This is a genomic window from Cryobacterium sp. TMT1-19 (genome assembly GCF_004403055.1).
Lineage (GTDB): Bacteria > Actinomycetota > Actinomycetes > Actinomycetales > Microbacteriaceae > Cryobacterium > Cryobacterium sandaracinum.
This window is the reverse complement of sequence record NZ_SOHB01000033.1, coordinates 19056-42112: the sequence shown is the minus strand read 5'-3', so window position 1 is coordinate 42112 and position 23057 is coordinate 19056. Positions and strand designations below refer to the sequence as shown.

Annotated in this window: 16 protein-coding genes and 4 pseudogenes; 4 read left to right on the top strand and 16 right to left on the bottom strand. The window is 61.7% G+C overall.

Annotated features, from left to right (window positions below):
* Positions 1-77: 77 nt before the first annotated feature.
* The 9 genes and pseudogenes from E3T40_RS08840 to E3T40_RS08800 form a co-directional block, all read right to left on the bottom strand.
* A complete protein-coding gene (locus E3T40_RS08840) occupies positions 78-479 on the bottom strand; it encodes a VOC family protein (RefSeq protein ID WP_104101863.1) in 402 nt (133 codons plus the stop codon).
* Between the two features lie 858 nt (positions 480-1337).
* Positions 1338-1532: a three-helix bundle dimerization domain-containing protein gene (locus E3T40_RS08835; protein ID WP_134343049.1), complete on the bottom strand. Its 195-nt coding sequence runs from the start codon at positions 1530-1532 to the stop codon at positions 1338-1340.
* 1188 nt (positions 1533-2720) lie between these two features.
* Positions 2721-3041: pseudogene (locus E3T40_RS08830) on the bottom strand (hypothetical protein); the annotation flags it as partial.
* 152 nt (positions 3042-3193) lie between these two features.
* The gene (locus tag E3T40_RS08825; protein ID WP_369828352.1) at positions 3194-5155 is read right to left on the bottom strand and encodes an amino acid transporter; all 1962 of its coding nucleotides are present in this window, start codon (positions 5153-5155) and stop codon (positions 3194-3196) included.
* 188 nt (positions 5156-5343) lie between these two features.
* Positions 5344-6351 (bottom strand): annotated as a pseudogene (locus E3T40_RS08820) (magnesium and cobalt transport protein CorA); the annotation flags it as partial.
* Between the two features lie 122 nt (positions 6352-6473).
* Positions 6474-7343 (bottom strand): annotated as a pseudogene (locus E3T40_RS17045) (magnesium transporter CorA family protein).
* A gap of 344 nt (positions 7344-7687) precedes the next feature.
* Positions 7688-8098 (bottom strand): hypothetical protein, encoded by a 411-nt coding sequence (locus E3T40_RS08810; RefSeq protein ID WP_134543161.1) that lies wholly within the window; start codon positions 8096-8098, stop codon positions 7688-7690.
* 208 nt (positions 8099-8306) lie between these two features.
* Positions 8307-8777 carry a class F sortase gene (locus tag E3T40_RS08805; RefSeq protein ID WP_198411965.1) on the bottom strand — a complete coding sequence of 157 codons (471 nt, stop codon included), beginning with the start codon at positions 8775-8777 and terminating at the stop codon, positions 8307-8309.
* 260 nt (positions 8778-9037) lie between these two features.
* Positions 9038-9808 (bottom strand): hypothetical protein, encoded by a 771-nt coding sequence (locus E3T40_RS08800; RefSeq protein ID WP_104194397.1) that lies wholly within the window; start codon positions 9806-9808, stop codon positions 9038-9040.
* A 198-nt stretch (positions 9809-10006) separates the two neighbouring features.
* Between E3T40_RS08800 and E3T40_RS08795 the strand changes: the two genes are divergently transcribed.
* Positions 10007-10267 (top strand): transposase, encoded by a 261-nt coding sequence (locus E3T40_RS08795; protein WP_134543159.1) that lies wholly within the window; start codon positions 10007-10009, stop codon positions 10265-10267.
* Between the two features lie 834 nt (positions 10268-11101).
* Here the strand turns inward: E3T40_RS08795 and E3T40_RS08790 are convergent.
* The 5 genes from E3T40_RS08790 to E3T40_RS08770 are packed head-to-tail and all read right to left on the bottom strand — an operon-like array spanning position 11102 to position 19198.
* Positions 11102-12322, bottom strand: coding sequence for an MFS transporter (locus tag E3T40_RS08790; RefSeq protein ID WP_104194421.1), 1221 nt, complete (start codon positions 12320-12322; stop codon positions 11102-11104).
* A 27-nt stretch (positions 12323-12349) separates the two neighbouring features.
* The gene (gene narI, locus E3T40_RS08785) at positions 12350-13105 is read right to left on the bottom strand and encodes a respiratory nitrate reductase subunit gamma (RefSeq protein ID WP_134543191.1); all 756 of its coding nucleotides are present in this window, start codon (positions 13103-13105) and stop codon (positions 12350-12352) included.
* On the bottom strand, positions 13105-13752 hold the full coding sequence (gene narJ, locus E3T40_RS08780; protein WP_370287905.1) for a nitrate reductase molybdenum cofactor assembly chaperone: 648 nt from the start codon (positions 13750-13752) through the stop codon (positions 13105-13107). The genes narI and narJ overlap by 1 nt, the downstream gene beginning before the upstream one ends.
* Complete coding sequence (gene narH / locus E3T40_RS08775) at positions 13749-15470, bottom strand: nitrate reductase subunit beta (RefSeq protein WP_104171072.1); 1722 nt, start codon at positions 15468-15470, stop codon at positions 13749-13751. The genes narJ and narH overlap by 4 nt, the downstream gene beginning before the upstream one ends.
* Positions 15470-19198, bottom strand: coding sequence for a nitrate reductase subunit alpha (locus E3T40_RS08770; protein WP_134543158.1), 3729 nt, complete (start codon positions 19196-19198; stop codon positions 15470-15472). Before E3T40_RS08770 ends, narH begins: the two co-directional genes overlap by 1 nt.
* Before the next feature lie 419 nt (positions 19199-19617).
* On the opposite strand from E3T40_RS08770, the gene E3T40_RS08765 reads away from it, so the two are divergent.
* Positions 19618-20466: an alpha/beta fold hydrolase gene (locus E3T40_RS08765; protein WP_104194394.1), complete on the top strand. Its 849-nt coding sequence runs from the start codon at positions 19618-19620 to the stop codon at positions 20464-20466.
* Positions 20467-20564: 98 nt separating this feature from the next.
* Here E3T40_RS08765 and E3T40_RS17580 read toward each other — a convergent pair whose 3' ends face one another.
* A complete protein-coding gene (locus E3T40_RS17580) occupies positions 20565-21146 on the bottom strand; it encodes a hypothetical protein (RefSeq protein ID WP_134543157.1) in 582 nt (193 codons plus the stop codon).
* A gap of 43 nt (positions 21147-21189) precedes the next feature.
* Here E3T40_RS17580 and E3T40_RS17575 point away from each other — a divergent pair.
* Positions 21190-21294, top strand: a pseudogene (locus E3T40_RS17575) (hypothetical protein); the annotation flags it as partial.
* Between the two features lie 63 nt (positions 21295-21357).
* Positions 21358-22206 (top strand): transposase, encoded by an 849-nt coding sequence (locus E3T40_RS08755; protein WP_369828351.1) that lies wholly within the window; start codon positions 21358-21360, stop codon positions 22204-22206.
* Positions 22207-22403: 197 nt separating this feature from the next.
* Here the strand turns inward: E3T40_RS08755 and E3T40_RS08750 are convergent, their stop codons facing one another.
* Positions 22404-23003 (bottom strand): TetR/AcrR family transcriptional regulator, encoded by a 600-nt coding sequence (locus E3T40_RS08750; RefSeq protein ID WP_104194392.1) that lies wholly within the window; start codon positions 23001-23003, stop codon positions 22404-22406.
* Positions 23004-23057: the final 54 nt, after the last annotated feature.

Genomic DNA, 23057 nt, shown 5'->3' with positions numbered 1-23057 from the left:
GGTTCAACAGGGAGGGACATCCAGATCGATCCTCACGAGGACCTTGTCGCTCTCCACGATCGAGCGTTGTGTGCCGCTCATTGCCCGAGTTCGTATCCGATGAGCCAGTGCAGTCCATGACGGTCGATGACTTGGCCATCCGAAGCACCCCAAGGCTTTGGGGCAAGGTAGTCAACGATCTGGCCGCCCATCGCGAGTTTGTCAAACCACTCGTGGAGAATTTCCGGTTCAGCGGCGCCCAGCAATGAGAGCTTGACGCCATCAAGCCGAACACTTTTTTCACCTGCGGCTGCATCGGATCCCATCAATACAACTACGCCCTCGAGCACTCCGTGAGCTATGTTGTGGGGCGGGCCGTCGCTGCGACCGAAATCCTCGTAGGTATGCAGGGTGAGCTCTCCACTGAAAACATCCGCGTAGAAGCGGAGCGCTTCGCGCGCTGTACCGGGGAAAGTGACATAGATCTGCGGCGCCATCATATGCAAAGCATACAGATCGACCTACCACCGATCGCTAGAACGCTGTGAGGGTTCGTTGTCTGATCGAGCTGGTGATCGTCGATTCGCTGAAGTAGGACATCCGTTGCCCGCGGTCGCGCCCTGGCATTGGTGCACGTCATCAAGATCGGCGACGGTGTACCGTCCCCTACAGTTACGGTATTGGCTATTCACTGGCAATGGTCGCGCCATGATGCGATGGTACTGTCAGCTCGCCCGAGCGACACAGCCGCAACGATGGTGTCAGTCGGAAAACGAGAGAGGCACACCACTCAGGCCAAAATTCGTGCACAACACCCACTTCAAGATCAGCGGCGACCCGACATGATCCGTGGAGACTCGTTACGGCGCATGTACGCCGGCGGGCGCCCGAACCGGTGGGCGCGTTTCCTGAACCGAATCAGCGCGATGGTGTTCTCGCTCGGTATCGTTGGCCACGGCGCGGTAAGCCTCGAGACCGTCAATCCGAAGTCGCACACCCTGCTCACCCTGCCGCTCGTGGTGGCCCGCTACGAAGGTTGTGAGTACGTGGTTTCGATGCTGGGCCAGGGCTCGCGGTGGGTGCGCAATGTGCGGGCCGCGAATGGGAGAGCCGTCATCCACGCGGAGCGCAGGCGACCGGTGCTTACTCGAAGAGGTTCGCGCGGATGCCAGCGCACCAATTATCAAGTCATACCTGGCGCAAGCACCCGGCGCCCGACCGCTTATTCCGGTCGATCAGTCGGAGCCGGTCTCATTCGAAAACATAGCAGCTGACTTCCCGGTGTTCATGATCCGGGATGTCCACTAAGGCGCAACGGGCACCACTGGTGGTCGCGCACTAACCCGCTGAACCGTGGCTCACTGTTTGCGTAAGCGTTCCTTGACACCGTGTTCGACGAGAACGGGAACAAAGTCACGTATCGGGCGGCCGGAGAAGTTCTGATGCTCCTCGCGGACAGCTCTTTCAACGCTCGACCGTGGCACATTTGGGAATCGTTTCGTGAGTCGATCCACCACTTTTTCCACGGCCTGCAATTCATCGTTGAGGTTCACAACTTCCAGTGTCCCACCGTCGGGAGCTGCCTATCAAGGCGTTGCTGTCAGCGAAAGTTGCGCACTCTGCCCATCGCTTTCGTCAGCGACCAGCACGGAACGGAAATTACGCATCTCCCGGTCGAGGGTGCACGATGAAGTCATGGGATCTTCACAAGATGAACCTTGAGTGCGGGCCTTGCGTCCATCGCGATCGAGCCGGGACGAGCGAATACCGGGCCGAGACCTGGTGGGGTCCGACGGTTGCCTCTGCTGCCCCGGCCTTCGTTGGCAGCGTGATTGGGCGCTCAGTTGACGGGATAGACGACAGCCTGATCTCGCCAACCCGATCACTGCGGCCTTCCTCGTTTTTCGTCTCCTGACGTGCCCGCCGATTCTGATCACACTCTTCATGCAAGATCATCGCCGTGCTCGCACTCCTCGGCATCATCCCAGCAATGGTCAACATCTCGGGTACTCGGCGTCGTTCGATTTATTCCCGGGCGGGAGCTATGACGAGACGGACCTGAAGACGTCGATGTGCCACAAGCCGGTCGCGCGGGTCACCCTGGCGAAGCACGCATCCGTGGCCATCGAGGACTATTCATCCCTGTTCCGGTCCGACACGAATCACGCTCCCTACACCCAGGCACCCCTCACCACGTCGCAGACGAACGCTCTGACAGCCCTCGCCGACAGCTCCGCGTGGGTCCTGGCCGCATCTATGCTCAAGCGGTTGTCGATACCCTCGTGCCGATGCCACTCTCGTGGGTGCTCCTTGCGACCCTCGATGCGCACCGCCTCATCGAGCAGGGGGTCTTCGAGCCATTCCCAGACCCTCAGCAGTCAGTGATCCTGGACGGTTCCCGATCCCTGTCACCGCTGCGGAACGGGGTGAGAGGTTGCGATCGGCTCCCTGGCTGTCCCCGTGGCCTCGACCCCGGATGACAGCACGGGTCCGCCGCATACCGCGGTACGCGGCGGACCCCCGACTTGCCGGTGCTGTCCCGCAGATGGTTCTACTGTACGTCCGTCGGTTCCGGTTGCCCCGGTACTTCATCCGAAACGCGAGTGCCCTCCGGGTTGAGACGGATCGCTCGTGGTCGCGCCGCGCGCATCCGGTCTTCGTCCCATTCGGCGCCGGACGGGTCCGCGGTCAGATTCTCGTGCGCGACGGCTGCGGGGCCGGGTTCGTCATTCGGGTCAGGTTCAGGCGGCGGCGGCATAGGCGCTCTCGATGACCGATCCCCAGTACGGCCCGAACATGGTGTTCGCGACGTTGTTGTAGCCGAAACTGTTGACCGAGTTCTGATAGCCGGCCGAACCACTGCCGATGAACCGCGTGCCGCCGGATGATCCACCGGTCATGCCGCAGGGGATACCCTGGGATTCGGACTGGGCGTATGGGTCGTCCGTGGCGGTGCCGGAGCAGGACTGCAGGGTGTTGCCGGTGAACGGTGCCGCCGCCGGGTAGCCGAAGGCCGAGTAGGTGAACCCTCTGCCGTCATTGAAGGCCACGCCCGATGCGCCGCGACAAAATCGACACCAGGCAGGTGGGCACCGGCACCGTCCACAACGACGCATCCGAAAGCTCTGGCTCGACGGGGAGACGAACCGCCCTGCGTGAGTCACGATTTCCCGACCGTGCAGATTTCTCTGAACCGTCGCCGTACGGGGTGCCGTCAGCCGCCGCCTACATGGATGCCGGGGCGGCGTGTCGGATCAGCTTCGCTCTGGCGAAGGATTTCGCGCACGACGGGTGCGGTATCGCCTTGGCCGAGTAGAAGGTAGCGCAGGAGGTGCCCGAGGGGGTTGCCCTCTGACCATTCGAAGTAAGCGTGAGGTCGCACTCCGGATGCGTCCCGCAATGCCAAGAGAATGGCAGCGATGGCGTTCGGAGCCGCAGGACTCTGGGCTCGAAGCACCCGAAGCCCGTTGACTTCCTCACCGCGAACATGGAGCGTTTCGCTGAAACTAGACGGATCCACCACCTCGATCTCAAGAAACAGCACGTCCGCGCGACCCGGCACGGGATTCATCCCCCGCTGCGCCGTCTCCTTTCCGGCATAGTCGGTCTGTTTGCCCGGCTTGGGTTTGTTCGCAATCAGGTTCAAAGCGCCATCGAATACGAGCGATTCGGTGATGAAGCGTCGCGCCTGTTCGTCCAGTTCGACCGTTTCCACCCGCAGTTCGGTGGTGCGTGAAACTCGGGATACGAGTGACACGACGATGATCCCCAGGATGAAGAACGCAGAAATGGCTATGCCATCGGGCTTCTCCAAGATGTTCTCGCCCAAGGCGTACAGGAGGATCAAGGTCAGAATGGTGAATGCGACACTGGCCCGGCGCTGGTGGCGTCGGATCGCCGAGATCGTGACGGCGACGGCTCCGGACACCATCATCGCCAGGATGCCGGTGGCGTAGGCGCCGGCCTGCGCGTTGACGTCCGCGTTGAAGCCGATCGTGATCAGGATGCTGATGCCGGTGTAGACGAGAACCACGGGGCGCACGGCGCGGCTCCACTCGGGGGCCATGCCATATGACGGCAGGTAGCGCGGGACGATGTTGATCAGGCCGGCCATCGCGGACGCCCCCGCAAACCACAGGATGAGGATGCTGCTCACGTCGTAGACGGTGCCGAAGGTGTTTCCGACGAGTTCGTGGGCCAGGTAGGCCAGTGCGCGGCCGCTCGCTTCGCCACCGTCTTCGAAAGCTTCCTCGGGGATGAGGAGGGTGGTGACGAAGGTGCTCGAGAGGAGGTAGGCGCTCATGATGAGGGCCGCCGCGGTCAGGAGCTTGCGGGTGTTGCGGATGCGTGAAGCCAGGCGCTCCTCGGTGGTTTTCCCTGCCGAGGCAACCAGGGGCATCATGCTCACCCCGGTCTCGAATCCGGACAGACCCAACACGAGCAGCGGGAAAGCGATGATGGCGGGACCGAGAAGATCACCGAACCCCCCGCCGCGGGAGGTGAGGGCGTCTGTCCATCCGGCGAGAGCGGCTGGTTCCGTGAGGACGTCGTAGAGGCCAACGCCGATGACGACGGCGTTTAGGGTGAGATACACCGCCACCAGCGGGATGGCAACCGCCACGGCTTCGCTGAAACCGAGGAGGAAGACGCCGCCGAGGGTGAGGAGCAGGACGATCGTGATCGTCACGGCATGCCCCTCGAGGAAGCTGGGCGCATATGGGTTCTCAAGAAGGTGGACCGTGGCATCCGCCGACGACAGGGTGATCGTGATGATCCAGGACGTTGCGACGAAGCCCAGAAGTACCAGCACGAAGAACTTGCCCTTCCAGAACGGGAGGAGCCGCTCGAGCATCGCCACCGAACCCTGGCCGTGCGGGCTCTCCTTCGCCACCCGCCGGTACATCGGCAACATCCCCAGCAGGGTCAGTGCAACGATCAGCAGGGTCGCCAACGGCGCCAGTGCTCCGGCAGCCAGCACGGCGATGCTCGGCAGGTACGACAACGTCGAGAAGTAGTCGACGCCCGTTAAACACATGACCATCCACCAGGGACGCTTCGTCACCGTGTCTTCGTGGCTCTCCGGTCCGACGGGCTGCACACGGTTCCGAAGCAGCCACCGAGCAAGGCTGCCCGCTGGCGCTCCCGAACGGACGGGGCTGGCAACGCTCGCCGGGATGACCGGAACGTCCAATGAATCCACTGTGATCTTCCATCCCGCCCGCGCCGGTCACAAGACCGTGAGAGCAGATCTATCGAATGCGAACAACACCTCTATTGTGAGCCACACACGAGCGAGCGCCGCACGCTCAGGGCAAAGATCTGAGCTCGAAGTGCTGTCGGCCTCGAGCGCGGGTCACAGCCACTTTTTTTCTTGAAGACCACGTACAGGGCGACGCCAAGGAAGACCATCTCTCCGAGTGCGATCGGGTATCCGAAGATCCAGTGCAGTTCGGGCATGAAGTCGAAGTTCATGCCGTAGACCGTGCCGACGAGGGCTGGGGCGAAGAGGATGGCCGCCCAGGAGGAAATCTTCTTGACCTCTTCGTTCTGAGCGAGGCTCGTCTCAGACATGTGGCGCACTTCGTCATTCTGCCGTTGATTCACCAGGGTGGAGTGCACGGTCAGTGCGTTTTGTAGGATGGCGCGGAATGAGTCCGCTCGATCGACGACGCGGATGGCGTGGTCCAAGAAGTCGCGGAAGGAACGTTGGAGCTCCAGTTCGACCTGGTATTTTTCCGAGCCGCGGAGGAGCGCTTGGAGCATCCCGATAAGGAGGGGGTGCACCGCGCGCTAGAACTCGATGACTTCCCGGGAGAGGTCATAGATGCGTCGGGAGACGCTGGGGTCGCCGTCAAAGAGTTGGTTTTCGATTTCGTCGATATCGTTCTCGAGTCCGGCGATGACGGGTGCATACTCATCGACTACCTCGTCGAGGATGGAGTACAGCACGGCTTGTGGACCCTTCGCGAGCAGCGGGAGATTCGCCTCGAGGCGATGCCTGACCCGGCTGAGGGCCGTCGATTCGGCGTGGCGAACGGTGACAACAAAGTCCTCGCCGATGAAGAGGTGAAGCTCGCCGAATTCCACCTCTAGCTTCTCGTCGATGTATCGTGCGGGGCGCAAGACGAGGAACAACGTGGATCCGTACTGCTCGAGCTTGGCTCGTTGATGGCCGGTCAGGGCGTCTTCGACGGCCGGCGGGCGGAGATCGAATTCGCTGGCAACCGACCGTATCTCGGTGGCGTCCGGTCTGTAGAGTCCGATCCACGCCATGCCAGCGTTCTCGCGGAGGGCTTGGTACGTTTCCTCAAGGCTGCGGGGGCTCTCCGCGCGGTGTCCGGCTACGTAGATGCCGTTGTCAATCAAGGCCATGGTCGTGACCCACCGTTCAGTCGTCCGAGAAAGTGTGTGAGCAGAGCCCAAAGACGGCGTGCCATCAGGGCGTCGATCAGGATGGGGCGGGAGAGCACCGCACGTGAGTGCGGGCCGGGATCCTAGATCCAGTCGTTGCGTTTGAAGAGGAAAAACAACAGCGTGGAGAAGCCCACGATCAACGCTACCGAACTGAAGAAGCCTCCGATCTCGCTGAACCCGGGGTAGGGCACGTTTTGGCCGTAGAAGCCGGTGACGGCCGTCGGTACGGCGATGATGGCGGCATAACCGGTCACCTTCTTGGTGATCACGTTGAGCCGGTTTCCCTGGAGGGCCCGATTCGCTTCGAGGATACTCGTGGCGAGGTCGCGCAGGCTCTCCGTCCATTTCATAGCGCGCAGTACATGGTCGTAGACATCCTGAAAGTAAGGACCCATCTCGTCGGCCACAAGGTGAAGGTCGCGGCTGAGGAGCGTGTTCACCACTTCGCGCATCGGCAGGATCACCCGCCGAAGCGTTACCAGGCTCTTCCGGAGCGCGAAAGAACTCCGTTGCAGGGCTTCCTGGTCGGCCGAGGGCATGAACAGCTGGTTCTGGAGCTCTTCGATCTCCTCGTCGAGGGCCTCTACCGCCTCGAAGTACCCGTCGACGAGTTAGTCCAACAGCCCGTGCAACAGGAAGGCGACACCATGCTTCGCCAAGTCCGGGAAAGAGTCCCATCTGGCAACCACAGCGTCCAAATCGATGCTCTCCTCCTTGTGCACGGTAACCAGTGCACGGGCCGTGATGAAGGCGGCAATCTCGTCGGTGGTAACCGCTTTCGAGGCCGGATCGAAGCCGACAGCGTAAGCAGACAAGAACGAGTGATCGGGATAGTGATCGAGCTTCGGCCGCTGACGCAGTTTCGTGGCGTCTTCGACGGCCAACTCGTGCAAACCCAGCTCCTCGGTGAGTAGTGCGAGGTCGGCACCATCCGGGGTACAGAGGTCCACCCAAACCACGGAGTTGGCAACTCAAGATGTTCGGACACATCGGCCAGCGCAAAGTTCTCGTCGATGAGGACATCATCACGGTAACAGCGGGTACGAGGAGTGGGAACGGCATAGTCCATCATGTACACCCGTGATCTTCTGGGACCCCCTTTCGCGATTCACGAAGGTGCATTGGGCGACAATCCTTCTCCAAACGGCATGGTCTTCGCACTGTTACACCTCTGGCATGCTCAAGGACCCAGTCCTTGGTGGCCATACAGATCCCCACCAACCCCCGGCTGAATCATAGGACGCGAGTCCCGCTAAAGGCGGCCCGGGCTTGGCTAATTCGACGCGCGGCCGGACTAGTGTTCGGTCCAGCAGCCCAGGATGGCAGTAGCTACTTGATAGGAAAACGCGGTGCGGGTGACGCCATGCGGCCCGATCATATCCGTCAACTTTCTGGCGTCAACTTGTAACGTCATGTTGTCTTTGAGGAAGACGACCACGCCGCCTGTGGTTTCGTAAGCAGGCAATCCGAGATTCGCGAGTCCTTCAATGGGTTGGACTGGGGCAAGGTTTCCTTGCATTATGTCGAAGTAGCTGCGGGCAGACGCTGCGTCCGAGGATTCCTGCACCGAGATCACGAATTCTCCACCAGTCAGATGGTATGTGCAGGTGTATTGGCGATTGATCCAGCTCTCGACGGAGTGTGGCGGGGCGGCGAGAGCCAGCGCACGTGTGATGTTGTCGCGTGTTTCGGTGCCACAAATCATCTGTGATGCTGCGGACGGTCCTGCCTCCGCGCTGCCTGCCGAGCTCGACTGCGGAATCGGAGAGGCCGACGTGCCTGGCATGGACATTCCGGGGGCCGTTGTGTTCACGGCGCCGGAGGAGGTGGTGGCGCATCCAACCAGCAAAGCCGTGGAAGCCACCGCGATCGCAAGCAGCCAGTCGGGCCTCTTGATACGCGTCTTAGTCCTGCTACGCCGCATGGCTGGACACCAAGCTGGCGTAGACAACAACATTATCTGGGTACGTACGAGTGGTTTCGTCGAACTCTCCACCGCAGGTGATCAGCCGTAGTCCCGCATGATCGGTGTTGCCGTAGACGGCGAACTGCGGAAAGTCATCTTTCGGGTATTCCTCCACTCCGTCGACCACGAATACCGCCACTGTCGCATCGGCTCGGGTAACCAAAATCTCGTCGCCGGGACGCATCTCGCCAAGTCGGTAAAACACCGCGCGCCCCTGCACCCTGGAGTCGACGTGACCCAGGATGACGGAAGGTCCGATCGCGCCAGGGGTGGGCGAACCGGTGTACCAGCCGGCCGGAGAGGCCTCGTCCAACGACGGCGTCTGCACCGTGCCATCAGGATTCTGTCCCAATTGCATCAGGACAGAGTCCACTTCAATCGCGGGGACGTTGATCTGGGTGGGCTCGGAGTCGGTCAAGGTCGGGCCGACAACCTGGTCAACCCGCGGAGTCGGCGGAACTGAGATGGGCTCCGGTGAGGGTGTAACGGAGACGGACTCCTGCGATGGGGCTGATACGGCAGCCGAGGCAGGCGGCCGTGGAGGAGGAGGGTTGCCCCACAGGGCGAAACCGATCGCCGTACAGCCGACGGTGAAGAGCAGAACCGCCGCCGCGGTAGCCAGACGGCTACCGCGACGACGCTTTTCAGCCGGGATAATCACCGGGGATCAAACCGATCTCAGCCTCGTGCGGCAAGACGCCGACGAATCATCACCGCGCCACCTGCCGCGGTCAGGGCCCCGGCACCGAGGGCGAGAAGGCCTATGTCAGCACCGCTTGAAGTGCTGCCACCGCCGGTTTCCACGCCACCGTCAGGCATGTTCGCTTGCGACGCGCTCAGGGCGCCACACAGAGCCGGCGACGTTGCTGCCAAGGGCAGACTCGGCACCAAGTCACTCTTTGCGTCCTGTGCTGCTTTCGTCAACGTGGCCGGGTCTAGCCCGTGGACCACCACAACTGCCGTGCCTGCCTCCAGCGAGGCCGCGGTGGCGGCATCCAGAGTGAAGGTTCGGTTGTAGTCGTAGTTTGCACCCATCCCGGCAAGCGTTAGATCAGTTCCGGCCGCCGGACTCGTGTCGCCGCTCGTGGACAACGTTGTGCCAATCTCTCCGTAGGACGGCTGACCTTCGGTCGTGCTGATCACACCATCTCCATTGGTGTCAGCTGCCGTGGTGGGACATTCCCCCTTCGCACCGATGTGGATGTGCTGTACGTGCGGGTACGGCTTACCGTCGAAGGTCTCGGCCAGACCCTTGACGGTCTGGGTGACTGTGGCCTGGTCACCGGAAACCTCAACGGAGATGGTGCCGCTGCCGTTGCTGCCGTTGATCGAATCGAGCGTCCCCTGGTAGGACGCGTCACCAGTGGCTGCAAAGGCTGGACCACTCGTCAATACGGCGACACCTAAAGCAAACGCGGGCACAAAAAACACTGCTGTTTTCTTATTCATCAAAGTCCCTTACTAGGAGGTAGTTTCGAAAACATATCGGAGTGAAAACATAAAAGAGTATTCTTCAGTTGAGTTTGTGCGTACAGGCCTTACATGTCAAGAGTGGCCCTGGCCTTGGTGGCCGACAACTCACAAGACACACTGTTTACTCTGGAAAGATCACGTCGGGAGTTCACTTTTGAGTAAGCAGACGAGGCCGTGAAGCTGATCATCACCACCGGCAAAGCGGTCGCGACCGTCACCCGAGAGAGCGGAGTCAACGAGGCAACCCTGGGCCGCATGGTGACCGCGTTCAAGGCGCTCAACGAAACCCGACGGGCCGAAGTGATGGAGTCTGAAGGGGCCGAGCTACAGCGGCTACGGCAAGAAACCGCGGATCTGAAGATGGACAGGGCGTGCTTGAAAAATCGTCGAGCTTCTTCCACCAGGAAGCATCGGATACGACGGCCAGGCGTATGAATCGATTGGCGTAATAGAGATCAATTTCACCATCACCCGCATGGTCCGCCTCGTCGACATCGGCCGTCCGCCATCGCCGGCGTCGATTGGGGGTGGAAATCATTTCCCGAAGAACTGTCGCCACGACCAGGAAACGCCTAAGGATGGCGAGATCTGTCCGAAGAAATAGAAGACCTCCACCACCGCCACCACCCCTGGCCGAGACTTCCGTCGCGACACCGCCGCCGGCGCCACTCCTCGATCGGGCCTGTCACACCAGTTGACTTCGAGTTGCCAGAGCTACTCGGACGTTCAAAGGTCGACCCGGGCGCTCGCTGGCAGAGCGTCATGAAGCCAGTCTGCAAGCGCCACTTACGTCGCTGCATCACAACATCGCTCGCGGAGCGGATGCCCTACTTAGCTCATACCCTTCGTCATCGGTGAGGCACACCTGCTCGCCAACACCCACCTCAAAATGCTCCGCATGCTCACAAACGTCGACATGGACACCGGATCGCACATCGCGATACGCCTTATCGGGCAGCACACACTTCGGCGTCGGTGAGCTCAAACTCGCGGTGCTCCCAGCGCCAGACCGAAACATCTCCACCCGGGACAATGATCGGGATGAACGCAGCCGATACGACCGATTACATCCGCAGCACCTCGAAGCTGCCGGCCAGTCCAACCCACACTTCGCCAACGACACCATCCACGCCGTCACGCCATCTACCTCGCACCGGAAACTTCCGACAGGGCTTTAACAAACCCGGTCGACGTCGCCGACGGTGACCCCGGCACCGTCAAACACCGCGACGGGCGACACCAACGAGCGGGCGTAGGTCTTTGGAAATGTCACTGAGTCGTGGTGGCAGACGGTCGGTTTTTCACAAAAAGGATCGTGAAAATTAGAGCGGCCAGAGCGGTACCGGCGAGGAGAATTAGTCCGATCGCGTAGCTGTTTTCCGCAACGTTGTAGGTGGCCCCCATCACCAGTGGCGGGAAGTATCCGCCTAACCCACCGGCAGCGCTGACGATGCCGCTCACCGCCCCCACTCTGGCGGGCGGTGCGCTCCTCCCGATCCAGGCGAACACTCCCCCAGCACCGAGACCGAGTGCAGACGCCATCGCGACAAAGGTGAGGCCGGCGGGGATCTCGCCATCGGGACGGAGGTTCACCACCCAAGCGAGAACGGCCACCGCCGCCAGCGACCCGATTACCACTGGCTTCGGACCGATACGGTCGGCAAGAATTCCGCCGATGGGGCGGAGAATAACGGCGGCAACCGCAAACCCAGCCGTTCGTGTTCCCGCGGCAGTGAGGTCGAAATCGTATATCTGGCGGAGGTACGTGGGCAGGTAGGTGGAAAAGGCGACGAATCCGCCGAAGACCAGCGCATAGAGAAAACTCATCTGCCACGTCACGCTGAGCCGCGCCGCCGCGGTGAGCTTGGGAAGGAATGGATCAGTGCTGGCCGTGAATCCGGGGGCCTCTGCCATAAGTGTCCATACGCATATTGCAGTGACGAGGAGGAGCGTCGCTATGATGAGGTGAGTTGGAACGTATCCGAGCCATTCCACCAAACGTGGAGTGAAGAATGCCGACACTGCGGTGCCGCCCATCCCTGCCCCGAAGACGCCGGTTGCAAAGCCTCGGCGGGATGGTTGGTACCACTGGCTCACGAATGGAATTCCCACGGCGAACACGGTTCCGGCTACGCCGAGCAGCAGCGCTGTCACGACCAGGAAGGCAAATGCGTTGAGGGTTCCGGCAAGCGCGACGAGCAAGAGGGCGGGGACGGATGCAAGCAGTACCAGTGTGAATAGGAGGCGTCCGCCGAATCGGTCGGTGAGCACGCCCACTGGAATGCGGCCGATCGATCCGACGAGTATGGGCATCGCCACGAGTACAGACGTCTGGGCCGACGAGAGATTCATCGACTCGGTATAGCGGATGCCGAGCGGCGAGACACTCGTCCACGCCCAGAAGCACACGACGGAGGTGAGAGTCGCGAGGGTGAGGTTCACACCCTTGCTGTGGTGTGCCTTCTGCCGTGCAGTCATTTTCGAGCCCATCGGTGTGCCCATCACCCGCACCTCCGATCAGCGTTTGTCCCGGATGCGATCCTGGGTTCCGATGGGCGCCCACCCGCGGCGCACCGGCCGAATCTGCCCGGGCTCTTGATCTCTGGACCGGTAGACGATGTAGGGCCGGAACAGGTAGTGCAGAGGTGCGGTGAAGGCGTGCACCAGCCGGGTGAAGGGCCACACGACGAACAAAATCATGCCCACGAGGGTGTGAATGTGGAAGGAGAACGGAGCTGCGGCCATGGCCGCGATATCTGGTTGCAGAATGAAAAGCGAACGAAACCAGGGCGACACGGTTTCACGATAGTTGTGGCCATGCTCGCCGCTGAAAACGCTAGCGAGGGTGGTCCAGAGCCCCAGGACGATCGCGGCGGTCAACACGATGTACATCATCTTGTCGTTGGTGGTCGTGGCCATGAAGACCGGCCCGGTTTTGCGGCGCCGATAGATCAGGATCACAATGCCACCGAGAGTGCAGACCCCCGCAACGCCGCCGACCAGCAGAGCGTTGAGGTGATAGAAGTCCTGGCTCATCCCAAAAAAGAGTGTCCAGGACATCGGGATCACCAGGCCGAAGAAATGCCCGGCGATGACGGCGAGGAACCCGAAATGAAATATTGGCGATCCAATGCGCAGGAGCCGGGATTCGTAGAGCTGGGACGAGCGGGTGGTCCAACCGAATTGGTCGTAACGGTAGCGCCAGATAGTTCCACTGATCAGGATCGCCACCATCACATAGGGGAGAATTCCCCAGAGCAGCACGTCCCACATCACGAGCTCGCGTTCAAAGGAAGCAGGCGCGGGTCGTACGGTTCAAGTCCGACACTTTCGGCGGGGGGGCCGACGCCGGCCATGGCTTGCACGGCCTGCCGGTCGGCGGGCGAGGGGCCTGGAAGTGTGGCGCAAATGCCGTCCATCACGGTGGCGTACGGTGACCCGTGCTCCGTGAGTGAAAGCCGGAGCATTTCGACGCTGGGCCGGTACTGGATGAGCAGGTCCCGGCCTGCTACTGGGCTGGCCACAGCCGCGAACTCGAGCACCAGCGGCAAGAAGTCGGGCAACTCACCGTGCGTATTGGTCAGATAGTCGCTCCCCCGGTACACCTGCTTGAACGCAGCCAGCACGTCGCCCCTGCGCCGGGTGTCGCCATCCGTCCAATAGGACAGGTAGAGCGGATGATGCTTACTGAGGTCGAACGTCTCAACGTAGGAGCGCTGGAGAATGCCGATCGCGGTGTTCTCAAGGTACGCGATGACCGCGGTGAGATCAGGTGCTGCCGGGCCCTGTTCGGCCAGTGCGGACCGCATCAACTCGCACCTTCCCACGAGTTGAGCGTCCGGATACGACAGGCACCACGAGGCAGCCTGGTAGAAGACCCGCTGCGCCAGGCTATGAGCTGCAGCCCGGTCGCGCCTCACAGCGCACCGCCATCCGTCGGTGGGCGCAAATCAGCCGGTGACGGCGGTGCAGCGCGCGGCTGGTCGCGTTTCTCGGAGAAAGAACCCACGGGGCTTCCGTTGCCGTCCCAGTTGAGGAGGTTTACGCGGCCACGGAGCGACTGCTCGCCGGCGGGAGTGTCGGAAGTCTGCCGATCTTTGAGCGCGTAGAAGTTCTCCACGGCGACGGGCGTCGGTCGACCACTCGCCTCCCCGAACGGCGAGTCTTCGTACATGCCCGGTCCGCCCTCGAAATCGACCGAGCAGCCCATCTCCTCCAGGTCATGCGCCTGCTCGACGTGCGCCTTGGGGATAACGTAGCGCTCGTCGTACTTTGCGATCGCCATCAGCCTGTACATTTCATACATGTTGCCTGGCGTCATCCCCACAGCCGCGGGGATCGACGGGTCAGGTTCTTGTCCCATCGTGATGCCGCGCATGTAGGCGCGCATCGCCGCGAGTTTGCGTAAAACCTCGGTGATCTTGTCGGTGTCGCCAGCGGTAAAAAGTTCGGCGAGGTACTCGACGGGAATGCGCAGCGCGTCGATGGCGCCAAAGAGGTTGCCGTTGTCTTCGGCATCGTGGCCCTGTTCGCTCAGGAGATCGACAATGGGAGACAGCGGGGGCACGTACCAGACCATGGGCATCGTGCGATACTCCGGGTGCAGCGGTAACGCCACCTTGTACACCTTCGCGAGAGCGTACACGGGCGATTTCCGTGCGGCGTCCAGCCAATCGCTGGGAATGCCTTGGTCGAGGGCGGCAGCGGCCACTTCGGGGTCGTTCGGGTCGAGGAGCACGTCCATCTGCGATTCGTACAGGTCGGTGACATCCGTCACCGCTGCGGCGTCGGTGACGCGGTCGGCGTCATAGAGGAACAAGCCGAGATAGCGGAGGCGCCCGACACACGTTTCGGAGCAGACTGTGGGGAGGCCAATTTCCACCCGCGGATAACAGAAGGTGCACTTCTCGGCTTTGCCGGTTTTGTGGTTGAAATAGATCTTCTTGTACGGGCAGCCGGTGATACACTGGCGCCAGCCGCGGCACTTGTCCTGATCGACGAGCACAATGCCGTCTTCCACGCGCTTGTAAATGGCACCGGACGGACACGATGCCATGCAGGAAGGGTTGAGGCAGTGCTCACAGATCCGCGGAAGGTAGAACATAAAAGTTTGTTCAAAGGCGAACTTAATCTTGTCCTCCGACTCCCTCCGCACCTTCTCCACGATGGGGTCAAGGTGACCCATCTCAGGGGCGCCGCCGAGGTCGTCGTCCCAGTTCGCCGACCAACTGATTTTGGTGTCCTCGCCCGTGATCAAGGATTTCGGGCGGGCCACTGGGAAGTCGTCTCCCAGCGGTGCGTCGATCAGTGTTTTATAGTCATAGGTCCAGGGCTCGTAATAATCCTTCAACTCGGGCTGCACGGGGCTTGCGAAGATTCCGAAAAGCTTCTTCAGGCGTCCGCCCCCCTTCAGCACAAGTCGGCCCTTTTTGTTTAGCTGCCAACCGCCCTTCCACTGTTCCTGGTCCTCGTAGCGACGCGGGTACCCCTGCCCCGGCCGGGTTTCCACGTTGTTGAACCAGACATATTCGGTTCCGGCGCGATTCGTCCACGCCTGTTTGCAGGTCACCGAGCAGGTGTGGCACCCGATGCATTTGTCGAGGTTCATCACCATGCCCATTTGAGCCATCACGCGCATCAGTACCGCACCTCCTGGGAACGCTTTCGGATTGTGGTGACCATGTCACGCTGGTTGCCGGTAGGGCCCAGATAGTTGAAGGCGTACGACAGCTGCGCATACCCGCCAATGAGGTGGGTGGGTTTGACGAGCAGGCGGGTGGGCGAGTTGTGAATTCCGCCCCGGCGGCCCGTCGCCTCCGACTTGGGTACATCGATTGTGCGCTCTTGCGCGTGGTAAACGTAAACGACTCCCGCGGGCATCCGATGGCTGACCACGGCGCGGCACACGTACACGCCGTTGAAGTTGACACACTCGATCCAGTCATTGTCAGAGACCGAGATGGCCGCCGCATCCATGGGGCTAATCCAAGCCGTCGGTCCTCCCCTCGATAGAGACAGCATAAAAAGGTTGTCCTGATATTCTGAGTGGATCGACCACTTCGAGTGCGGAGTCAGATAGCGCACTGTGATCTCGGTGGTTCCGTTCGGGCCAAACCGAGGTTCGCCAAACAGGCGCTGCATATCCAGCGGTGGTCGGTAAATCGGGAGGGCCTCCCCGAGGTCGCGCATCCAGTCGTGGTCGAGGAAGAAGTGCATCCGGCCGGTGAGGGTGTGCCAGGGTTTCAGCCGCTCGACGTTGATCGTGAACGGGGAATACCGACGCCCACCAGTCTCCGACCCGGACCACTCAGGCGAAGTGATGACAGGGACGGGCCCCGCTTGCGTCTGCGCAAAGGTCACCCGCTTCTCTTCGGATCCCTCGGCAAGGTCGACGAGCTTCATGCCGGTCTGCTCTTCCAGTTCGCGAAACCCCTGCACGGCCAGTTCGCCATTGGTGGTGCCGGAAAAGCTCAGGATGGCCTGGGCGAACTTCGCATCGGTATCGATGGCCGGGCGGCCGTTCCCCGCGCCACCGAGCATCACCCCGTTGCTTCGGGCGAGCCGCTCGATCTCGTGCCCCATCCGATAGGTGATGTTCTTCACGGTGAAACCGCGTTCCTCCGCGAGGGGTCCAACCGTGGCTAGCTTCTCCGCGATAGCGGTGTAGTCCCGTTCGACGATCGAGAAGACAGGCATATTCTGACCGGGGACCGCCGGTATATCGGTGTTCCGCCAGTCGCGCACCACTCCACCCGGCTGCGCTATCTCCCCCGGCGTATCGTGTTGCAGCGGCACACTGACCAGGTCCCGTCGGGTGCCGAGGTGCGTCACCGCCTGCCGGGAAAACTCCTCGGCGAGCAGTCGAAACGTGTCAAAGTCGGTTTTCGCCTCCCACGGTGGGTCGATTGCGGGGCTGAAGGCGTGCACGAAGGGGTGCATGTCGGTAGAGGAAAGGTCGTGTTTTTCGTACCAAGTTGCAGCCGGAAAGACGATGTCCGACAACAGTGTGGTTGACGTCATCCGGAAATCAGCTGAGACGAGCAGGTCCAGTTTTCCTTCCGGAGCCTCGTCGTGCCATTTCACATCGCGCGGTCGGGCAGCGTTCACGTGGTCGGCGCCCATCACGTTGTTGTGAGTGCCGAGAAGGTTGCGCAAAAAGTACTCATTGCCCTTGGCAGATGAGCCGAAAAGGTTGGAGCGCCAGAGCACCAGGGTGCGCGGCCAATTTTCGGGAGCGTCGACATCGTCGATGGCGGGGGTCAGCCGCCTGCTTTTGAGGGCATCGGCGATCCAGGTGGGGGCGTCGGGCGCCTCCCCCGCATCCACCGCCGCTTGCGCCTCATCGGCGAGGTCTAGCGGGTTGCGGTCGAACTGAGGGTAGAACGGCATCCAACCGAGCCTGTTCGACTGCGCGATCGTGTCCGCGGTGTGCATACCGTCGAAGTGCCCATCAGCGAGAGGGGACTTGAGCGAGTCGGCCGAGTACCCATCTGAGCGCCATTGATCGGTGTGCATGTACCAATACCCGGTACCGATCATGGTGCGCGGCGGTCGACTCCAATCCAGAGCGTTAGCGAGAGAAATCCATCCCGTGATCGGACGGGTTTTCTCTTGGCCGACGTAATGCGCCCAGCCGCCGCCGTTTCGCCCCATGCATCCGGTGAGCATCACGAGCGAGAGCACCGCCCGGTAGGTGGCGTCACCGTGGAACCACTGGCAGATACCGGCCCCCATAATGATCATGGACCGCCCCTTCGATTCCTCAGCGTTGCGGGCAAATTCTCGCGCCACCCGGATGCACGCGGCGGCCGGCACGCTCGTGATCTCCTCCTGCCAGGCCGGCGTGTACGGCGTCGACGCGTCGTCGTAGTCGGTCGCCCAGTCGCCCGGCAGTCCTGGACGCCCAACCCCGTATTGAGCGAGCATCAGGTCGAACACCGTGGTTACCAGGTGCCCGGCCACTCGCCGGACGGGAACGCCGCGAGTCACTATCGACCCCTCCCCGGAGGGTGCCTCGAAGCAGGGCATCCGGATCTCAGCGGTTTCCGAGGGCTGGCCTGAGACGGACTCTTCGAGAAGGCTCAACGCCGGGTCGACACCCTCGAGGTCGAGGTTCCACTTGCCCTTACCCGCTTCACCGTACCGGTAGCCGATGGAACCATTGGGCACCACGGGAGCGCCAGTGGCTGAGTCAAGCAAAACCGTTTTGAACGCAGCATCCGGAAGATGCGCCTTTTCGGGCAAGTCAGCCGCCATCAAAAATTTCGTGGGCACCAGCCCACCGCCGGCGTGCTCCTCGAGCCGGACAAGGAAGGGCAGATCTGTGTAGCGGCGCACATAGCCGCTGAAATAGGGCACCTGCCGGTCGACGAAGAATTCCTTGAGCATCACGTGCCCCATCGCCATCGCAAGCGCCGCGTCAGTGCCGGCCTGCGCGGGCAGCCACTCGTCGGCGAACTTCGTGTTGTCGGCATAGTCGGGGCTGATCGCGACCACCTTTGTGCCGCGATACCGCACCTCCGCCATAAAGTGCGCGTCAGGCGTGCGCGTCACGGGAACGTTTGATCCCCACATCATCAGATAGGTGGAATCCCACCAGTCACCTGATTCAGGCACGTCAGTCTGGTCGCCGAACACCTGCGGAGAGGCCACGGGAAGGTCGGCATACCAGTCGTAAAAAGACGTCATCACCCCGCCGATGAGCTGGATGAACCGGTTACCCGCCGCGTGCGACACCATAGACATGGCCGGGATCGGGGAGAACCCGGAGCACCGATCCGGACCGTACTTCTTGATCGTGTGGACGTGGGCGGCGGCGGCGATTTCGATCGCCTCCTGCCACGGAATCCGGACGAGCCCGCCCTTCCCTCGCGCTTGCTGGTAGCAACGACGTCGTTCAGGGTCGTCCACAACGTCGGCCCAAGCGAGCACGGGGTCCTGGAGACGCACCTTCGCCTCACGGTACATTTCGACGAGAACTCCACGGGCGTACGGATACCGCACCCGCGTGGGTGAGTAGGTGTACCAACTGAACGCCGCACCACGGGGGCACCCCCGCGGCTCGTACTCCGGACTGTCAGGGCCCACCGACGGGTAATCCGTCTGCTGCGACTCCCAAGTGATAATGCCGTCCCGAACGTAAACCTTCCACGAACACGACCCCGTGCAGTTCACCCCGTGGGTGGAACGCACCACCTTGTCATGGCTCCACCGGTCGCGGTAGAACACATCGCCCTTGCGCCCGCCTTCACGGAACACTGCGCGCCCATCATCTGTTTGGTCCCACCGAGTGAAAAAACGGCCTAGCGCCAACATGGTGTCCGACGCTTTTCCGTCCAAACCGGCAGGCACTGGAGCAGCTGCCATGGGGAGATTCTATATATCGCCCTTGCAGTCCGCTAGTGGTGCCCGTGAACGCGGATGGTCGACACCTAACACGAGACTGTCATCCTGGGAAACAGGGTTGAACCGGGTTTCTCAAAAACACCTCACTTCTTAATCCAGGACGTCATGGATAGTAGCGCTAAGTGTTCGCACTGACGCCGGTTGAGAAGACGTACTTCAGCAGCGTCCGCACGGAAGTGCGCCGTGCGTGGAGGGCTGCAGCTCGCCAGGCAATTCGTTTCGGCGTCTGACGGTTTTAAACTGCCTCTTCCGCGGAGCGGTGATGGTGACACGGTTTGCTCTGTGCCCATCAGGTCAGCGTTCTCCCAGCGAATCTCTATTGTCTTGGGTGCACAATTTCGATTGCCTCCAACGAACCGCCCCGATTACGAGGAGAGACCATGCCCTTCATCACCGCCCCGGATCACAACGGTCCCGACGTCGAACTGCACTACGAAGACGTCGGAGCCGGTAAGCCCGTCGTACTGATCCACGGTTGGCCCCTGAGTAGTAGGTCCTGGGAGGGGCAGGTACCCGCACTGGTCGAGGCCGGCTACCGGGTCATCACTTTTGACCGTCGCGGGTTCGGCCAGTCGTCACAGCCTTGGGATGGGTACGACTACAACACGTTCGCCGCCGACCTGAAGGCCGTGATCGATACCCTCGATCTGCGGGAGGTCACCCTCGTCGGATTCTCGATGGGCGGTGGAGAGCTCGCTCGATACGTCAGTACCTATGGCACCGCCCGCATCGCCAAACTCGTCTTCGCAAGCGCCGTGCCGCCTTACCTCTGGAAATCGGATGATAACCCTGACGGAGGCGTCGACGCCGATTTGGCTCAGTGGTTCCACGACGGATTGTCCGGAGACCGGCCGGCGTTCCTGCACGAATTTTTGCAGATGTTCTTCACCGCCGGCAAGCCGTCCCCGGTCAACACTCCAAAGGTTAGCTCCGAGCAGATTGCCTATAATCTCGACATCGCTCAACTGGCATCGCCGAAGGGGACGCTCGACTGCGTAACCGCATTCTCCACTACCGACTTCCGCGACGACCTTACGAAAATCACGGTGCCGACTTTGGTCATCCACGGTGATTCCGACACCATCGTGCCATTCGAGGTGAGTGGCAAACGTACTCACGAGGCCATTACCGGCAGCGAACTCGTCGTGATCACAAACGCCCCGCACGGGGTCACCGTTTCGCACAAGGACGAATGGAACCAGCACGTACTCGCATTCCTCGCGAAATAGCCAACCGCGTAAGGCCATCGCCGACGGGGTTACGTACCCTTTAGGCAGGATTATTTCGCCTTGTGATAGGTCGTAGCCATGCATGAATAGCCCGACACTCAGGCCTTATCCCGGGCTTTCTTCTCCGCGTCCTTCCGAGCCAGAGCGGCCGCGTCGGCCTCCAATGCAGCGCGCGCCTCGGCAAGTTTCACCAGGCGTGACTCCCGCCGCGCGAGCTCCGGCGGCAACTCATCGCCGCGTTTGTCTTTCCCGAACCGTGCATTTTCGGCATCGTCGATCGCGGTCGCGTCAGCCAGCAGCGCGGGGACTTCATCGGCGAGGACCTTCTGCTTCTCTGTCAACCGGCCGTAACTCATCGCCTTGCGCAGAGACGCGTTCGCGCGCACCTTCGTGCCGTCCAACGCGACCTGCCCCAACGACACCATCCCGGCAGCGCGGCAGAGTTCCAACGCCTGCAAGAACACGAACGCCGGTTGATTTCCCGGGCTTGGGGTCGTGGTCTGGGAAAATTGCTTATGAGCGATTTGGGTGGTCTGTTTCCTGCGGCTGAACTGGAACACGTTGATCCGGTCGTTGATGACGGTGTTGAGGCTGGCGCTGGCGTGAACAAGAGGTTCCGGGCGTTCGAGCCGGCTTGCGTCGTATGCGAAGTCGAAGGGGCAGCCGCCGTGTGACCCCAAGTTGATGGTGCGTGTCCTGCTCTAGGGGTATCGCGTCGGGGTTCGATCGTCGCGGGAGTTGAAACGGGTCTTCGTGGACGTGGTCGCGTTTCGGTGGTTGGCCGCGCAGCAGGCACCAGATTTTCGTTTGATCGCCCGGTTTAGGAAACGGCACCTCTCCAGCCTGGGAAACGTGGTCTTGCAAGCGTTGGAACTGTGCCGTGCGGCTGGGATGGTGTCGCTCGGGCAGGTCGAGCTGGACGGCACGAAAGTGCGCGCGAACGCGTCCAGACGCAAGGCCATGAGTTACGCCCGGTTGACAGAGAAGCAGAAAGTCCTCGCCGACGACGTCTCCCCCCTACTGGCTGATGCCGATGCGATCAACGACGCCGAGGATGCCCGATTCGGGAAAGACAAACGCGGCGACGAACTGCCGCCCGAGCTCGCCAGGCGGGAGTCGCGTCTGGTGAAACTGGCGGAAACGCGCGCCGCGCTGGAGGCCGACGCGGCCGCTCGGGCACGGAAAGACGCGGAGAAGAAAGCTCGGGAGAAGGGCCACGATGACGATACTGCCCTGCAGAAGGGTGCTGTGGATGTGGAACAGGTCGTGCCACTGATCGAGAAACTCCATGCCACGGTAGGTGTCCTGCGCCAGCAGATCCTCGCAGATGCGGGGTATTGTTTAGCAGCGAATCTGGACTACGCCAAGACCGTCGAGGCGGCCAGCGGCGGCCGGACCGAGTTTTTCATCGCGACCGGCCGGGTCAAGCACGGTGAACGTGTTCCGGAGGTTCCCCGCGGATGGATCCCCGCCAATGCGACGTTGCGGGAGCGGATGGGCCGGAAATTGAAGACGAAGAAGGGCCGCGCCGTTTACGCACGACGCAAAGCGATCGTTGAGCCCGTGTTCGGTCAAATCCACACCCGGCAGGGTAAGTTCTTGCTGCTGAGCGGGTTGGATCAAGCAGCCCACGAGTGGGACTTGATCGCTGCCTGCCACAACCTGATGAAGCTACACACCCTGCAAACCAAGGCCCGCCTGGCCGCGCACAACGCCCTGACAGCCCGCCCAGCAACCTAAAAACCCGGCGGAACCGCCCTGACGGGGGCAGCGACCCCGGCTTGCGCCGTCAACGCGCCCGTGGCTCCGTTTTCGATCGGCACAAGAACAAAAGCACAGCCACAGTCCCTGACGATCGCGCCGGCAAAGTCCCACCCAACCGACGATATCGACCGCCATTTCGTGCAATCAACATCGTTCGCCGGGGTCAAAGGCGGTCAGGACGGCGGCAACAGGTAGCCGCGCAGGAACTCATCGAATGCGGCGGGCATGTCGACGCTCTCGTCGAGCAGCCACTGCTGCTGGAGCCCGTCCATCACGGCAGTGATGAGACGCGAGGCATGCCGCACGTCGAGGTCGGTGCGCACGAGGCCGTCGCGCTGTGCCTCGGAGAGCACGCGCTCGGTGTCAGCGGCCGTCGCCGCGTACCGTTCGACGAAGTACTCGTGCACCGGATACTCATAGTCTGTGGCCTCGGCGGAGATGACCGTGTATAGCGATGTCAGTCCGCGCGTGGTCTGGTTGTAGGCGACGACCTTGCGCATTTGCTCGAGAAGCGTGATCTCGCTAACGTCGCCGACGGCAGCGCGCACGCGCTCGTCGCGCTGTCTCAACACCTCCGTGAACAGGTCTTCCTTCGAGGCGAAGTGGTGCAGCACCCCTGCGGGGGTCAGCTGGACGCGCTTGGCGATCTCGCGCAGGGAGCCGCTGTGGAAGCCGCTCTTACCGAACACGAGAAGCGCGGCATCCAAGATTTCCTGGCGTCGGGCTTGGCCCTTGGGGTAGCTGCCGCGCTTGCGGTCCTGAGTGTCCGTCATAGAAGAAACCTATCGTATGTAAGGTTTTTGGGCTAGGGTCGAAATCCAACGAGG

Excerpts from the sequence above, each read along its gene's own strand:
- E3T40_RS08770 (WP_134543158.1), bottom strand. The coding sequence starts at position 19,198 with ATGGCAGCTGCTCCAGTGCCTGCCGGTTTGGACGGAAAAGCGTCGGAC.
- E3T40_RS08790 (WP_104194421.1), bottom strand. The coding sequence starts at position 12,322 with ATGGGCTCGAAAATGACTGCACGGCAGAAGGCACACCACAGCAAGGGT.
- E3T40_RS08800 (WP_104194397.1), bottom strand. The coding sequence starts at position 9,808 with ATGAATAAGAAAACAGCAGTGTTTTTTGTGCCCGCGTTTGCTTTAGGT.
- E3T40_RS08840 (WP_104101863.1), bottom strand. The coding sequence starts at position 479 with ATGATGGCGCCGCAGATCTATGTCACTTTCCCCGGTACAGCGCGCGAA.
- E3T40_RS08755 (WP_369828351.1), top strand. The coding sequence starts at position 21,358 with ATGGTGTCGCTCGGGCAGGTCGAGCTGGACGGCACGAAAGTGCGCGCG.
- E3T40_RS08765 (WP_104194394.1), top strand. The coding sequence starts at position 19,618 with ATGCCCTTCATCACCGCCCCGGATCACAACGGTCCCGACGTCGAACTG.
- E3T40_RS08810 (WP_134543161.1), bottom strand. The coding sequence starts at position 8,098 with ATGATTTGTGGCACCGAAACACGCGACAACATCACACGTGCGCTGGCT.
- narH (WP_104171072.1), bottom strand. The coding sequence starts at position 15,470 with ATGCGCGTGATGGCTCAAATGGGCATGGTGATGAACCTCGACAAATGC.
- E3T40_RS08750 (WP_104194392.1), bottom strand. The coding sequence starts at position 23,003 with ATGACGGACACTCAGGACCGCAAGCGCGGCAGCTACCCCAAGGGCCAA.
- narI (WP_134543191.1), bottom strand. The coding sequence starts at position 13,105 with ATGTGGGACGTGCTGCTCTGGGGAATTCTCCCCTATGTGATGGTGGCG.